This window comes from Robbsia andropogonis (assembly GCF_034047095.1).
In the GTDB taxonomy this organism is placed as follows: Bacteria; Pseudomonadota; Gammaproteobacteria; order Burkholderiales; family Burkholderiaceae; genus Robbsia; species Robbsia andropogonis.
The window spans coordinates 1,211,044-1,226,308 of sequence record NZ_CP139166.1 but is presented as its reverse complement, the minus strand read 5'-3'; the positions used below and the strand labels follow the sequence as shown (position 1 = coordinate 1,226,308).

The 15,265-nt window shown below is 54.0% G+C and carries 14 protein-coding genes; 10 read left to right on the top strand and 4 right to left on the bottom strand.

Annotated elements, in window-relative coordinates; genetic code table 11:
- Window positions 1–2 precede the first annotated feature (2 nt).
- Complete coding sequence (locus SJQ66_RS29645) at window positions 3–371, top strand: transposase (RefSeq protein ID WP_024905835.1); 369 nt, start codon at window positions 3–5, stop codon at window positions 369–371.
- A 33-nt stretch (window positions 372–404) separates the two neighbouring features.
- Here SJQ66_RS29645 and SJQ66_RS10155 read toward each other — a convergent pair whose 3' ends face one another.
- From SJQ66_RS10155 to SJQ66_RS10140, 4 genes are all read right to left on the bottom strand, one after another.
- Entirely contained in the window at window positions 405–779 is a 375-nt protein-coding gene (locus SJQ66_RS10155; protein WP_024905836.1) for a hypothetical protein, read from the bottom strand.
- 325 nt (window positions 780–1,104) lie between these two features.
- Window positions 1,105–1,644 (bottom strand): hypothetical protein, encoded by a 540-nt coding sequence (locus tag SJQ66_RS10150; RefSeq protein WP_320534016.1) that lies wholly within the window; start codon window positions 1,642–1,644, stop codon window positions 1,105–1,107.
- 86 nt (window positions 1,645–1,730) lie between these two features.
- Window positions 1,731–2,213 (bottom strand): hypothetical protein, encoded by a 483-nt coding sequence (locus SJQ66_RS10145; protein ID WP_157685236.1) that lies wholly within the window; start codon window positions 2,211–2,213, stop codon window positions 1,731–1,733.
- A 774-nt stretch (window positions 2,214–2,987) separates the two neighbouring features.
- A complete protein-coding gene (locus tag SJQ66_RS10140; RefSeq protein WP_024905839.1) occupies window positions 2,988–3,296 on the bottom strand; it encodes a hypothetical protein in 309 nt (102 codons plus the stop codon).
- A gap of 423 nt (window positions 3,297–3,719) precedes the next feature.
- Between SJQ66_RS10140 and SJQ66_RS10135 the strand changes: the two genes are divergently transcribed.
- The 9 genes from SJQ66_RS10135 (at window position 3,720) to SJQ66_RS10095 (ending at window position 15,062) form a co-directional block, all read left to right on the top strand.
- Window positions 3,720–4,586 carry a response regulator gene (locus tag SJQ66_RS10135; RefSeq protein ID WP_024905840.1) on the top strand — a complete coding sequence of 289 codons (867 nt, stop codon included), beginning with the start codon at window positions 3,720–3,722 and terminating at the stop codon, window positions 4,584–4,586.
- Between the two features lie 53 nt (window positions 4,587–4,639).
- Window positions 4,640–5,143: a putative pterin-binding protein gene (locus tag SJQ66_RS10130; RefSeq protein ID WP_320534015.1), complete on the top strand. Its 504-nt coding sequence runs from the start codon at window positions 4,640–4,642 to the stop codon at window positions 5,141–5,143.
- Between the two features lies 1 nt (window position 5,144).
- Complete coding sequence (gene atsR / locus SJQ66_RS10125; RefSeq protein WP_320534014.1) at window positions 5,145–6,965, top strand: hybrid sensor histidine kinase/response regulator AtsR; 1,821 nt, start codon at window positions 5,145–5,147, stop codon at window positions 6,963–6,965.
- Between the two features lie 691 nt (window positions 6,966–7,656).
- The gene (locus tag SJQ66_RS10120; RefSeq protein WP_081765210.1) at window positions 7,657–9,087 is read left to right on the top strand and encodes a cytochrome P450; all 1,431 of its coding nucleotides are present in this window, start codon (window positions 7,657–7,659) and stop codon (window positions 9,085–9,087) included.
- A gap of 23 nt (window positions 9,088–9,110) precedes the next feature.
- Complete coding sequence (locus SJQ66_RS10115; RefSeq protein WP_320534013.1) at window positions 9,111–10,055, top strand: sulfotransferase domain-containing protein; 945 nt, start codon at window positions 9,111–9,113, stop codon at window positions 10,053–10,055.
- Window positions 10,049–10,807, top strand: a complete 759-nt coding sequence (locus SJQ66_RS10110; RefSeq protein ID WP_024905845.1) for a class I SAM-dependent DNA methyltransferase — start codon at window positions 10,049–10,051, stop codon at window positions 10,805–10,807. The genes SJQ66_RS10115 and SJQ66_RS10110 overlap by 7 nt, the downstream gene beginning before the upstream one ends.
- A gap of 74 nt (window positions 10,808–10,881) precedes the next feature.
- The gene (locus SJQ66_RS10105) at window positions 10,882–11,577 is read left to right on the top strand and encodes a sulfotransferase family protein (protein ID WP_024905846.1); all 696 of its coding nucleotides are present in this window, start codon (window positions 10,882–10,884) and stop codon (window positions 11,575–11,577) included.
- 92 nt (window positions 11,578–11,669) lie between these two features.
- Window positions 11,670–12,290 carry an adenylyl-sulfate kinase gene (gene cysC / locus SJQ66_RS10100; RefSeq protein ID WP_253466016.1) on the top strand — a complete coding sequence of 207 codons (621 nt, stop codon included), beginning with the start codon at window positions 11,670–11,672 and terminating at the stop codon, window positions 12,288–12,290.
- A gap of 975 nt (window positions 12,291–13,265) precedes the next feature.
- On the top strand, window positions 13,266–15,062 hold the full coding sequence (locus SJQ66_RS10095) for a leucine-rich repeat domain-containing protein (protein ID WP_320534012.1): 1,797 nt from the start codon (window positions 13,266–13,268) through the stop codon (window positions 15,060–15,062).
- Window positions 15,063–15,265 lie beyond the last annotated feature (203 nt).

Here is a 15,265-nt window from a genome sequence, read left to right as displayed (position 1 = left end):
TCATGAAGAAGAGTCGATATAGCGATGAGCAGATTGTTCGGATATTGCGAGAGGCCGACAGCGTGCCAATCGCCGAGGTGGCGAAGTGGCACGGCGTAAGCGACGCATCGATATATGCTTGGCGCAAGCTTTTTGGCGAGATGGGCAGCGACGACGTAAAGCGGCCGAAGGCATTGCAGGTCGAGAACAATCGGCTGAAGAAGTTGGTCGCCGAGCGCGCGCAATTCCGTTTGGAGTTACGAAAAACGATTCAACCACTGCCATTATTGCTAGAACCGAGCGGTCTTAGGAAAATGGGCGGGTCACATTCCCGTGGGTTCAGTATTACTGTGTTGGTCACATCTAGCGAGCTTACCCGATCGCACCCATAATGTGACCATCCCTTTTCAAGCTGCGGCGCCTTCTCAGTCGCAAGGCCCCATTCCCATGATCAGCCCGTTTGGTCCAGAACCTATTGGGCGCATGCAATTTGATTGTTTAGGTTTTTGCAGCTCGTGAATCATTTGCTTTCTTTGCTCATAAGCCACGTTGCTATCGTAATCGTCCTTGTCCTGCTGTATTAAACGTCTTCTCTCCGCTGCCTCTTTGGGGTGCGTTGCCTCCCATTTCTTTTCGTTTACAGTTTGCGAATCAAGGTTTTTCTGCATCGGAGCGAGCTGCTGTTCAAGTTTTGCCTGCTCAGCAGCAATTTGCTCCGGCGTCCGTGCCGCCATCGCGCAATTAATGGATGTGCCGGTAGTTAAAAAGAAAAGAAGTAAAAAAGCTGTCCAGTATTTCATATGCGCTATTCTATAAATTAGGAGTGCAGATAAAGTCTATTTCGTCGATACGTATTGATTCGAGCGACGTTCATTATTGCTTTGCGGGATTCCTCACCGATTCGACTACACAGCTCACTGCAAAAGAGATGAGAAAAAGCGCGAGGCTCGACAACTGTTTTGAACAATACATCGAAACTCCATTGCGAACTGGCGTCACAAAACACCACTTTTAAATCACTGGGGTGCTAACGTGACAATGTCCTCCGACCTTCGATAATTTGCCATGATAAGCGCTGTCCAATCATGAATCGCATTTCGAGAAATATCTAATAAGTATTACTTATTAGATATTTCTCGAAATGCAAGTGTTCAGCTTAGCATAAGCGGCTTGAAGCCCAACAAGCTTGGTTTTGAACACTTCATTACCATCCAGTGAGACGGTGATGTTATCAGCGTCGGATTTCTGAGTAAACATTGAGGACATTTTCACCAAAACTATAAGCGTTCCGTGATCCGTTTGGCTCATCGTTTTTTGAAGGGCTGGCCAGTTAAAAGCACCATCACTTCCATGCACCGCGAGCGTCACTTTCCTCATTTCCGGAGTCGCAGGAATGGCGGGGCTATCGAACCACAAACTGCCCGTATCGGCCTTTGCCATCTCGGCATCGAGAGGGCCGTGAATAGAGTAGGTTTCTTTTAACGTGATGAAGTTGACGGAACATTGAAATCCGTCGTTGTGCGCATTGTATATCAATACCCAGAGGTAGCCGTCACCTTTATCAAAAAGTTCGTGACCAGTAGGACCAGCGCTTCCGCCAAGCGCGCCAGTGGAAGTCGCCGTCGCCGTGCCTATGGCCTGAACTATTAGGAATGTAGTTATCACGATTCTTAATTTCGACATTTATAATACTGACCGTCAATGCTTCGCCGTTGAGATGTGCGTTACAAGCTTAGTGATCCTGAACTTCGTCAGTTGCAAGGCACCATACCCATAATGAGTCCATTTGGACCTGATCCTACAGGGCGATAGCACTGATCTTCCTGTTTGACCGGCGGCCGATAGTCGCGAGCCATACGCTTTTGACGCTGAGCCCCTTCAGTCGCTTCCTGGTCGGCTTGGCTTTGAACATCGTGCGCAAATCTGCGACGAATTTCCGCCTTTCCTTCAGGTGTCTTGTTATAGGCATCGGCAGCCTTCGCTTCTTGCTGAAGGCTAAGCTTGTAAAGCTCCACCTCTTCCGAGGTCATCTTATACTTGCCCTGTCCGAAGACGAGATAGTTAACAATTGCGCATGCCATTAATGCGGCTGCAACAGCATATACACTGCTTAAAAACATCCTGGACTTCCTTGTGTCGTGGTTAGGCATTCTCACGTCAGCCGAAAGTGGATGGCGAAAACGGCATTTTTCTACGCCCGTTAAAAACGCGTACTGACTTTTTCTGGCACGCATGACTGCCGCCGAGATCGTAGGCGAGCGAACTGTTCCTTCTATAACGGGCAGTAAAAACGCCACCTTTTCGCGCAGACCACACGAAGTAAACGTACCCCTCATTGACCGCATAATGTCATGGAATTCCAACGTTCCCCCATCGAGCGGCGAAACCCGTGAGATCAATAAGATTCTCGCCAATCCCATCCGCTGAAACCCCTAGCGTCTCCGCGGGTGCGCCAGCTCTGTTGACCCAGAAGGTTGAGTATCCAAATCTTTTGGCGTCGGCAACGTGCCAATCACAAAATGCGGCAAACATGATCGTATTACGACTTACCCCCATTGCTTAAATGCCCATTTGATACGCTCTTGAGTCTGGCTTGAATGCACGTACTTGATGCGTCGACAGGTGCGACTCAAAAAATCCATCGAGTTGCGAATTCGCGATTCATCTGTCTAGCATGATTGTCGTTGGATTAGCGAGGATAGCGAAACGGAGGCTCTGCCGCTTCGTTTCCACTAGCACAGGCAGCACATCTGAATAATTAATATTATTAATCTTTTAATTTAATATATATTAAATTTATTATTTTATATATAAATATTGTTGGAATTTTATTGCTATCTAAACAGTATCCATTCTTTTTACTCAAAGCGACTTATCTTTGGTGGTACGTCTTAAAGTGTCGCCTAGCGCGAAAATCAGCTAGGCGACAATCGCTAGTGGCCTTATTGTAGACGGTCTATCAGTAGTGCTACATAGCAATATCGACAGCCGCTATTTCGCCATGGCCGTCAGTTCCACCATCCCTGTCCTGAGAAACCGCAGGTCAATTCCTCGATGCCGCTGCGCCAATACCATGGATCTTCACAAGAATCGACAAGCGCCGTTTGCAACTGATGTGGCTCCCGTGTTGTCATTTCCGATACGGCCGAAAACGGCGTGCGGTTTTGCAGGTACGTCGCAGAGACCGGAATGGAGGATTCAATCACTTGCACAGCAGGTAACGATTGCTTCGCCGAGGCGATCGCCAACGGTGAGCCCAGCAGGGAGCATAGACCGACTAACGAGATGACATGATTGACAACGCTTAAACGACTCATAGCTATCTCCAGAACTAATGCGCGGTTAGATTTACTTCGGAATTCTCTACCCCATCGAAAGCCAGTTAAATTAGCATGCCTATGCAATTAAAGCGAACGTCTCAATCTGGTTATTACAGTTAGCTGACCTGTAGCCTGGATGCTTGCCCCAGTAAGCGCTAAAGTGTCGACAACCTCAACCTCAGCATGTGTCAGATAAACGGAGATCATGCCCTTAGCGCCTTGCGCATTGTCACGTCTACCGCTCGCCGCCGTGCATACTGATATCCGTCCACCCTACAGAGCATGTCAATTAAACTTGCTTGATATGCAATCATAGTGAGGAAAATTAAGATGTCAAGGCGAATTTCTACTTATAGTTTGCATGACGCGTCACTTTCGCTATGATTTTTCTCTTTTACACCTCTTACTATCTCCATCCAGATGTCCCATAGCGAGCATTCCAACGTCGATCGCATGACTGCTGACAAGGTCCGTGACCTCCTGAACCGGAATGGGATTCCACCGAGAAGTCACAATACAACGATTTCGAGCGTGCTAGGCCTCAGTTTCTCCGTTGTCACGCGCAAGATGAAAGGCTTGATTCCATGGAACCTGTCGCAGTTGCAGGACATTGCAAGGCATTTCGGCGTGCCACCCGCGGTCCTGCTCGACGACAGCGTGGCGCAGCCAGTAGAGGCCGAAATGATTGACGCGACGCTCGTGATCGAGTCGCGGCGTTTTCGCTGCCGCGCCGCCATCTCGAAAAGCAGCAGCCAGAGCGAAACAAATTTCGTTGCACAGCAGTCGTTAGGAGAATGGATCGTAACGGAGCAGCAAAATGTTGTGGGCGAGGGCCACACGTATCCAGTCGACCTTATTGAACTGCGGTCGGCCGAGCAGAGCGTGTATGCGGTGCGCATCGCCGTAGTGGACGACTCCCGGGATGTCGCTGAAACGGTATGCGAGTATTTTGCCGAGAAAGGCGTGAATGCGATTCCATACTACGATGGTGATACGTTTCGCAGTGCAATGGGAGTCGAGGATTTCGACGGCTACATCCTCGATTGGATGCTCGGTGACCAGACTGCTGCCGAACTTGTACGTGATATCCGCTCGAGTGAGAATGGCGACGCCCCGATCTTTCTTCTGACTGGCAAGATGGCAACTGGGGAAGTAAGCGAGGACGATATTGCATACATCGTGTCGAATTACAACGTCCGTTGTGAAGAAAAGCCGGTGCGCCTGCCCATCCTATTCGCCGAGGTGGCACGTGAATTGAAAATCGCGCTGCCGGCTGCCGCCAACTGAGTCCAAAGCAAGAACCGGTTGGCCATTATCCACAACAACACCGAAGAGAAAACATGCGAATTTCTATTATCTGGGCCAGGAGTATGCTTATGGCCTGCCTTCTTGGCATGGCGGCCGCATCTTGGGCGACGTCGTCTTTCACGCTCAATGTCAGCGGCAAAATCGGCCGGACCAACCAGCCGGGCAAAACTGCATACGTATTTTCTGAGAAGGCGCTCATGGCGCTTCCGCAGCATACAATCGTCACGTCAACAAGCTGGACGCCGAAGGCGACCTTCACCGGCCCACGCCTGTCAGACATTCTGAATACGGTTGTCGCCCGCGGCTCTCAGATTGAACTCATCTGTGTTGACGAATACACGTACACGATTCCTTTGTCGGACGCGGACAAGTACGGCGTAATCCTTGCCCGGACGATGAATGGCAAGTTGCTCAGCAACGACAGCTACGGACCGCTTTGGCTTATGTACCCGCGTGACCAGTATCCTGACGAACTGAAGACACCACTTGGCGAGGCCAAGTTCGCGTGGCAAATTATCGGTCTGATCGTGAAGTGACATGAAACGTTGGCGGTGGAGAAACAGAAAAATTATCTTGGCCCTCAGTTCATTGTGGCTTGTAGGATGCATGGTGTGGGCGTTTTTAGTCGGGGATCTGCTCGCCACCTCGGTTAGCGAGGGCGTACGCGAAGGGCCACTCGAGGGAGTGTTTTGGACCGCTGCGCAATACCGGAACGTCTATGCGCGGTTCGAGCGCCAAATGATCCTTTACGCAACGCACGAGGACGACAATTTCGACCATTTGCAGATACAACTCGATAGTCTATTGGCATCGTTCGGATTCTTACAGCGTCCATCCGAGTTGTCCGAGTACTGGTTGCGCATACCGCGCGCGCGCGACGAGATAAACACGCTAGGCGAGTTCATGATGCAACTGAAGCACCAAGTGCCGCTGCTGTCCGCTTCGCCTGAGAACACGCATCACGTGCTTAACGAAGTCAATGCATCCTGGCCCAAGGTTAACGAGCTCGCCAACTACTTCCGCGCAATCGAGATTGAGCAGCGCGACTTCACGTTCCATCAATTGAAGGAAAAACAGCACGCTATACTCATTCTTGGCATTGTGCTTGGCGTACTACTGTGCGCGCTGTTACTGCTGCTTTTCTACACGATGCGTACGCATGACGATCTGTTCGACCGGCAGGAGGCAGCACTCGACGCGGAGCGCAAAGCGTCCGATCGTGCGCTTGAGATGATAGATGCGAAGAATGCTTTCCTTGGTATGGTCAGTCATGAACTGCGCACGCCACTGCAGGCGCTTTCTGGGTCGATCGAAATCTTGCTGGCGCGCTCGCAGTCAGACGCAAATCTGAAAACAATCCGGCGACTGCATAATGCCGCGCTATCACTCGAAGCGCTTGTCAAGGACTTGACGGACTACATTAAGCTACGCTCAACGAAGCGGCGCGCTGAACTGGAAACTGTCGGCATGGCGTCACTGCTCGCCGAGACACTCGATCCGTTTCGCGAGAAAATCGCGACGCGGCAGATAACGTTCACCCAAAGAATAGAACCGTGTGGACTCACGATTCGCTCCGACCGCAAGCTGCTGCGACAGGTGCTGTCAAACCTGGTCGAGAACGCGCTCAAATACACACTCTCGGGATCGGTCCACGTGTCGATCACACTCACCAACGCCGCGCCTAATCAGCAACTGAAGATCGCTGTACGTGACACTGGTAGCGGCATCGCACAGCAGCATATGTCAAAGATCTTTGAGCCGTTCTATCGCGCGAACAACGTGGTTGGACTGCACGTGGACGGCATCGGCATAGGGCTCGCCGTCGTTCGAGAAATCGTCACGACGCTGCGCGGGCGTGTAGATGTGCGCAGCGCACTAGGAGAAGGGAGCGAGTTCGTGGTAACGCTGCCGACGGAGCTGTCTAGTTTGGAGACGGCCGGTCGGCCAAGCCACGAAGCGCCCGCGTTGCCGCAAGCGGCTTTGCATCGGCACTGTAGAGCACTGGTAATAGACGACAACGACAACGCACGCGAAACGCTCGGTGCCATGCTATTAACCCTCGGCATCGATGCTGATCTGTGTGGCACCGGGCAAGACGGCGTGGCGCGCTTCGGCACGGGTCGCTACGATATTGTCGTACTCGATCTGGAATTGCCCGATCTAAGCGGCGTCGAGGTAGCGCGGCTCATCCGTACGATCGCACCGACCGCCGAGGCCGACTTCCGGCCGGCTATTCTCGGCGTTAGCGCTTACGAATCAACCGCGCTGCGTGCAAGTAAGCACTTGTTTGACGAATTCCTGCCGAAGCCCGTCCATCTGCGCGAACTCGGCTCGCTCATTGAAAGGCTTCTTTCTTAACAGTAAGTGATAAATGACCGACGCCGTACCGAAGCATCATGGCGTGTAAGAAAAAGGTTTCCATCAATTAGAAGGAAACCTTTCATGACCGATTAAGATTCGGGGTTACGTGTTTTACTACGCCGCAGTGATGGACGCGGGCGCTACGACGAAGAATCGAAGCTGGAATGGGTCAAGGCGGCACTTCGATCTTACGTGCCAATATGCGCTGCGACACCTCTTATTGTCAAATCAGCGAGCAACGAGGTACCTTATGCAAATCCATTCTTTCCACGAGCGCGTGATGATCGAAGTCCCCAAGTCCTCTTCGGCCAAGGGCGCCGGTGCTGGGTCTTAGCGCGGCAAAACGCTACATTTGCACCTCGCCCTCACTAACGTCAAGAATCCTAGCTCGCATGGTGGCGACGCTCCTGTCTTTGTCCTAGATTTACTACCAGGCGTGGATATTGAGAAAATCCACGATTAATTTTTGTTCATGGCAAGACGAGGCAGTATCGCGCTCAATCCATAATTCGTATGCTAGACTAACCTCGATTGCTGCGCATAGTGTTTGTGTTGCAATCACACTCTCAATTCATACCATGAGGTTCCCCATGAAAAGCATGATTGGCGGGATTACGAAATTGGTTCGCATGTTCGGTTGGCAAAAGCTGGGTTATATCTACACCTACTAAGTCCCGCGCGGCAAAGGATGGGGTCCTTGTCTAACCTTTGCCGTGCCGCTCAAAGCGAATCCGTGATCAGCTATCAGCGTATTCCTCCTGGCCCTAAAGGCGGGCCGGTCTTGGGTAACCGTATTGCGTTTTCGCAAGACCCGTTGAGTTTCTTGCTTAATTGTTCGAGAGAATATGGGGACGTGGTTCGCGTCGCCAAGCAGACCTACTTTGTCAACCGTCCCGATCTGATTCACACGATCTTCCACAATAAAGACGGTACCTTTTCCAAAACCGATCCATACGATACGACTCAGAATCATTCCGCTTTTCCGGCTTCGGTGATGAACAGTTCCGGATCGGAGTGGGCCGATAAGCGACGCAAGCTTCGACCGGCATTTCAAAGCGATCCGATTCTTCAGAGTGTGGAGCAAGCCAGCTCCGCCAGCCATTTGCTTCTTGCTTCATGGCGCCAGGAACCGCTAAGGTTTGATGTGCGTGAAGACATGGTGCAACTCTGCATGGAGATTGGAAGCCGCTTTTTATTCGACGGTTCCGCTGATCCGCGCGAAACCAAGCGAGTCTTGGATACGGTCGATGCGATCATGAAACTGATGCGCAGTCCATTCCGGCTTCCGCTTTGCATCCCCACGCCGAACAACCTGCGCCTGCGCAGGTCGCGGGCCGAGTTGGGCGAGACGATAGGGGAGATCGTCGAACGCTACCGCCGGTCGCCGTCAAACCGCGTTTGCCTGCTCGGCACGATGCTTTCTGAAGGAGAGCACGGGGATTCAGCATGGGTGCGCGACGAGATGGCGACGATGATCATGTCCGGCCTCGAACCCCTGGCCGCTGGTTTGACCTGGACGCTCTACTTGCTGGCATCGCACGCCGAGATCAGACGCGAACTTCAGTATGAAATCGACGCGGTGCTGCAGGGTCATTTGCTCGCCGCTTCCGACATCTCTAGGCTCCCGTTCACCGAGGCAGTCGTCAAAGAATCGCTTCGGCTGTATCCGCCGGCATGGATGACCGGGCGCGTCGCCACACGTGATTGTTCGCTCGCCGGCTTCGAGGTTCCCGCTGGAACGTTGCTCACGGTCAGTCAGTGGGTCAGCCATCGCGATCCGCGCTATTTCGAGAGCCCGGACGAATACCGGCCGCATCGTTGGCTCGATCAGACAGATATGGCCGGTTTGCCAAGCTATGCCTACTTCCCTTTTGGCACCGGCCCGCGCAAGTGCATCGGCAGCCATCTGTCAATGACGCAGATGATCGTCGTTATTGCGTCGCTCATGCACGGCTTCGATATCGAGCCGGTACCGGACACCAACGTTCGACCTTATCCTGCGTTGGTGCTTCGTCCCATAGGCGTTCGCTTACGTGCGACGCTGAGACGTTGGCCCCATGCCGCGCGCGCGAATGCCAATTCGACTAGCCCTGGGCGTTGCCCCCGAAACGAGCACTGAACGAGATCGAGACCGAGGCCAGGATGAACGATATACGCTACCCGGAAAAGCAGCGGGAGTACGAAAACAAGTTTTTCGATTCGACGGTCTGGAACGATTTCCGGTTCCGGGACGACGATATCGTCATTGCCAGCTATGCTAAAGCTGGTACGACACTGCTGCAGCAGATGGTGGCGCAACTGATATTTGACGGCGCGGAGGAGACGGATGTTTCCGTGATATCGCCGTGGCTAGACTCCGTTTTTCCGGAAAAGCAGATCAAGCTGGACCGCGTGGAGTCGCAAACTCACCGTCGTTTTTTAAAAACGCATCTGCCGGTCGATGCGCTTGTCTTCTCGAAAAGCGCTAAGTATCTCTATATCGCCCGCGATGGCCGCGACATTGCGTTGAGTCTTTACGATCATCAGTTGGCAATTTCTCAGAATGCTCAGGCGAGCCTGGACGCATCGACGGGACAGACGGGCCGTTTGCGAGTTGTTTCCGCGCCTCCCTCCTCGGTCGTTGCTTATTTCAACGGCTGGCTGAACATGAATGGGCAACCGTTCTGGCCATTTTGGGAAAACGTGCGCTCATGGTGGGCTGTCCGGCACCTTCCCAATGTGCTCTTCGTGCATTTTGCGAATCTCGTGAACGACATGCCGGGAGAGTTCCGGCGAATCGCGGAATTCATCGCAACTCCGGTCGACCCGTCGCGGTGGCCTGAGCTATTGAAGCACTGCAGCTTCGACTACATGAAGCATCACGCGGCGCGATACGTGCCGCAGGGTTCGGGTCTCTGGAAGGATGGCGGCCGTGCATTCTTCAGCAAAGGACAGAGCGGACGGTGGCAAGGCGTATTACCGCCCGAGTCGAGCGACGAATACGATCGTCACGCCACGGCTGAGTTGGGCAAGGATTGCGCCCGGTGGTTAGCGACAGCGGAGCGGGCGATTTTGCAACAAAGCGATGGGGGCTGCCGGACATGCTGAATGCCGCGCCGACTAGCTACGATTCCTACGCCGCGTTTTATGACAGTTGGCATGATCGCTGGCCGGAGAACTCGAAGGCCGATTGTGTCGAGACACTTTCGCGGATCGCTGGCGGCGCAGACGTGCTCGAGCTGGCAATCGGCACCGGCCGGATCGCGTTACCGTTGTCAGCAAAAGGCCTGAATGTATATGGCGTGGACAATTCGACCGGAATGCTCGATAAACTCAGGGAGAAGCCGGGAGCCGAGCGGTTATCGGTGGTATGCGGGGATTTTGCGGATGTTCCGCTCGATGGGCCATTCGCTCTGATCTACGTGGTGATGTCTTTCGGCTACTTGCTGAGCGCGGAGGAGCAATTGCGTTGCTTCGAGAACGTCAGCAAGAAGCTGACCGGCGACGGTGCGTTTGTCGTTCAGACAGCTGTCCCAGGCCCCAGCATATTCAACGGCGCGGGTAGCCTTGACGACGTATTCGACGTGCCCTCGGCGGATGATTCAGAGAACGATTCAGTTATGCTTATGTGCTCCAAGACGGACTTGGTGCGCCAAGTGATCGACCAACGCGTGATCGTGCTCGGCGAAGCGGTTCCGCGAATCTATACGCATCGGCGACGGTATGTCTGGCCTTCCGAATTGGATCTGATGGCGCGTGTTGCAGGAATGAGGCTTCACACGAGATGGGGCGGCTGGAATCAGGAACCGTTCAACGCGAAAAGTCGAACGCAAATCTCCGTCTATAAGCGCGTCAGTTGATGCGGTCGCCGGTTAGCGAGGGCAGAGCCGGCGGAGGATTTCAAGGTGGCATGGCCGGGATGGGGAGCGTCGAATTGGCATTGAAACTAATCGGGGCAGGGCTGGGGCGCACAGGGACGCTGTCATTAAAGATTGCGTTGGAATACCTCGGCTTTGGTCCCTGCTATCACGCTATGGAAGTTGGCGCTACAGCACGAAAATCGGTGCCGTTGTGGATCGACGCGATACAGGGAAAGCCGGATTGGGATGCGATTTTCGATGGCTACGTGGCCACGGTGGATTACCCCGGCTGTTGTTTTTGGCAAGAGTTGCTGACAACTGCACCGGATGCAAAGGTCATCCTTTCGGTCCGCGACGCCGATGATTGGTTCGAATCTGTCCACCAGACCATTTTTTCCCAGGCGAGCGGAGCGTCTCTTTTCGGGGAATCGGGACAAGCGTTGAGTCGGTTTCTGAGGCGGGATTTTGGTGACAAGATCGGCGATCGTGCGTTCATGACCGACTACTTTCGGCGCTGGAATCAGGCCGTCATTGATGCCGTCCCAGCAGAGCGACTGCTCGTGGTTTCATCGGAAGCAGGTTGGGCGCCGTTGTGTGCGTTCCTGGGCGTGGCTATTCCGGAGCAACCCTATCCTCGTTTGCATGGGAGAGCAACGGGTACGCAGAAGCGGGCGCTTCCTTCGGATCCCGCTGAGCGGGAAGCCCGGCTGCGCAATTATTTGGACAATCTCACGAACCGCACCGGTACCCACAGCATACGGGCTGATTAGCCTGGCGCACGTGCACTCATACGCAGACTGCCTTGCTTTAGCATGCTACTGAACAGTTGGCTACGGACTTCTTACGGAGGCAGGATTACTCCATGGAACATCATCTAGCAGCGATCCGCCATATCAAACTCGCGTCAGGCTATGTCAGCTTGCGTGACAGGGCAGCGCTATTGAGCCAGGAACCGTTGACCGTCTGGCTCACAGGGTTGCCTGCATCTGGCAAGTCGACTATCGCTTATGCGCTGGAGCGCGAATTGGTCATGTTGGGTCACGCGTGCTATGTACTGGATGGTGACAATGTGCGTCACCGCTTAAACCGCGACCTAGGGTTCTCCGATGATGACCGCAACGAAAACATTCGCCGGGTGTCGGAGGTTGCGGCACTCATGAATGATGCTGGCCTGATTGTTATCACCTCACTAATTTCGCCCAGGCTCGCCGATCGCGAAATGGCGCGCGCGATCATTGGGGAAGATCGCTTTGTGGAGGTATATGTGTCGACATCACTGGACGTGTGCGAAAGCCGGGACCCGAAGGGCCTTTATGCAAAAGCGCGCAGTGGACAAATTCCGGCCTTCACCGGTGTTTCCGCACCCTATGAGGCACCTCTCGCGGCTGACATTGTGCTCGATACCGCGCATACTCCGGTCAAAGTCTGTGTGTCCAGGCTTGCGTCCCTGGTATGGTCGAAGTTCGACAATCAACGCGGATGATACAGCTCAGATAATGTCGGAAGAAGTGCACAATTGTCCCAGCGCTTTGCCAGCATCGACGACAGGCGATCGCAATGATTTCGACTGCATCGAGGTTGACGATGTTGATTCGCTTTATAGCGGATGGGCAAGCAAAGGTACGCTCATTCTGACGTCATTAACATAGCGTCCTTAAGAAATAAGAGAGTCTATTATTTGCGACCATGGACTGGCATCGGTCTGTCGTTGGGCAACTTATCGATGCAGCCTAAGACCAGATCAGCCTACATAAAATCTTGAACATGAACAAACACGCAATTTTTTCCGCGCTTGTCATCGGCGTGCTAGCGTATCTCATCACGTCGGGCGTACGGCATCTATCCGAGAGTGGCCGAATCGGACGATCAAAGTAGATAAGGTACACGCTGACCTTGGTCCCCATATTCATCGCCGTGCTCGGCGTCAAAGCATTAATCGGCTAGTCGTTCTACTGTGGGCACCCATGAATCTCCTCGAGATCACTCGAACTGAATGAAGTGCGCTACCTGCAACTACCCTGCATTTTGCACTGGAGTGTCAATCACTTCGTCGTAAGCGCGACGTCCGCCCCTTCTGCACAGTGCGGGCAACGTGCGGTTCGTCGATGACTGCCAGGAAACAATGAAGATAAGGGAGTGCCACTTATTGGTGACAGTTTGGCCTGCCAGCCTTACCTAGCACCGGCTTAGATGATCGGCCTTGCGTTTATAGAACGACCAAAAATTCTCGACCAGATTCTGATCGAGAATCTGGTCTTTCTTGGCGAAAAGTTGCGACACCGCGCGCCTTGGAACTGAAGGACCAATCCGCGGCGTGAGTACCGTCACGTGACAATGTCCAAGCAAGTTTTGCTCAAGGGCCCATGCGACGCCTACGGCTGGACGCGCGTCGCTTCGCTTTGCTACCGCGTCGCAGCGCCGCTTTCGATGAAATGCCCTTTTTCAATAGAGGGTAATCATGGACACACGTATTGGCATGGGTGAAGCAGGCGGAAGCGGTGCGACCAGCGCTCCGGACAATGCCCCGTCATCTGCGACGGGCCGGCAACGCCCCGTCTTGACGAGCAGGATGTCTTCGGCCGAAGGTCCGCTACAGGGTCTGGGACGCCGTTTGCCGGGCACTCCCGAGACGCTGCTGCGCGGCTTCGGTGAACAGATGGGATGGGAGAGTCGACGGGCACTTCGGCTTGCGGCAGGCAAGCAGCACGATCCAAGAGGACTCGTGCCAGTGCTTCACCGCGTAGCAGCGTATGGCACACGGTCACTTCATATCACGGAGGCGGCCGATATCGAAACAGCGTTGCGGATCCACGGCGCGGGTGGGATCGACGACATTACCTTATCAGGGGAGACCGTTACCGACGCGCACCTGGGCAAACTGCCGCGCAACCTCAAATCCTTGCGCCTGGAAGGCTGCACTAACGTCACGGCAGCGGGGCTGCGATCACACCTAGGGGAAATGAAACAACTCGAGACAATATCGCTACTGAACGGCCGTCACGACGACGATGCACTATCGTTCCTCGGTGCATTACCTCGTTTGCAGCATATCGACCTGGAGGGCAATCGCGCGACGCACACTTCCGCCCGCATGTTCGCACAGCATCCGGCACTCAGATCGCTTAACTTGAACGACAATCCCTTCGGGGATACTGGCACGCGTATATTGACCGATACGGCCGTTGCGCACGGAAGCAGTAAGCTCACATCGCTAGATGCCATGGAGTGCGATGTTCACGACGTTGGCGCACTCGCGCTCGCCGAGCATCCCACGCTAACGCGCATCAATATTGCGGCGAATCATGCCAACGACGCGGGGGTACGTGCGCTGCTCGCCAATCCACGCCTCCGCGCCCTGGATGTCAGTGCGAACGCCTTCGGCATGGCGGTTTTGCGTGATGTGGCAGGCAACACGACGCTGGAGCATGTCGGACTTCGTTCAGTGGGGCTCGACGATCCGGAAGCGCGAGTCATCGCTACAAACACCCACCTGCAATCGCTCGATGTTTCGGGAAATAACATTTGCTTCGACGGCGCGAGAGCACTTGCCCGTCAACCTACACTGCGTGCACTGGATATCGATGAAAATCCTATTGGCAATCTAGGGCTTGAAGCACTCAGCGGCGCGCAACTCAACACGTTGCATGCGCGTTCATGCGGCATTCTCAGGGATGGGGCAATCGCGTTCGCCATGCGGAATCGCACCGTGCAAACGTTGAGCTTGAGCTTCAATGAGGTCGATAGCGAAGGCATCGCGGCATTCGCGCGTCATCCCTCTGTGCGTCATCTGGAAGCCATCTGTTGCAATGTGGATGCTCCCGGCGCAGCGCTCATTGCGCAAAACCCTCGACTAAAAAGTCTCGACCTCAGCTTCAACCGTCTTGGAAACCAGGGTGCACGTGCATTGGCGGCGCATCCGTCGATGGAAAATCTCCGACTCGAACGCACCCGAATCGATGCATCAACCTTGGTATATTTTGCTAAGAATCGAGCGTTGAAGCGTCTGGACTTGAGCAGGAACACGATTGACCGGGGACTTGCGGCGGCTTTCGGCACGCACCCGACAATGCAATACCTTGCGCTCGATGATGTGGGGCTGCCTGAGTCGGAGGCCCGCGATTTAGCGAAGAATCACCGCCTGCTGCGGATAAGCGTGGCAGAAAACGGGCTCAGCGCTGAAGCCCTGCAGCAACTTACAAAGCATCGGGGTGACCGCAATGAGTGGCTAATGGCAACCCGCCCCTTAATCATTTAAAGATGTGTCTTACGCCGTCCCTTGGCATATCGGTACCGGCAGCATTAATTCGCCTGCGAGCTTGGCATAATAAGCCGTGCTGGTTCCGCGCGGTGGGGCGGGGATCAACATACGTCTGCGGCCCACTTACCTATTATGAGATCTCGATCGAGAATACGGCGTCTGCTAAGCCGACGATGATTCTGACGAATGGTCTTGACTGA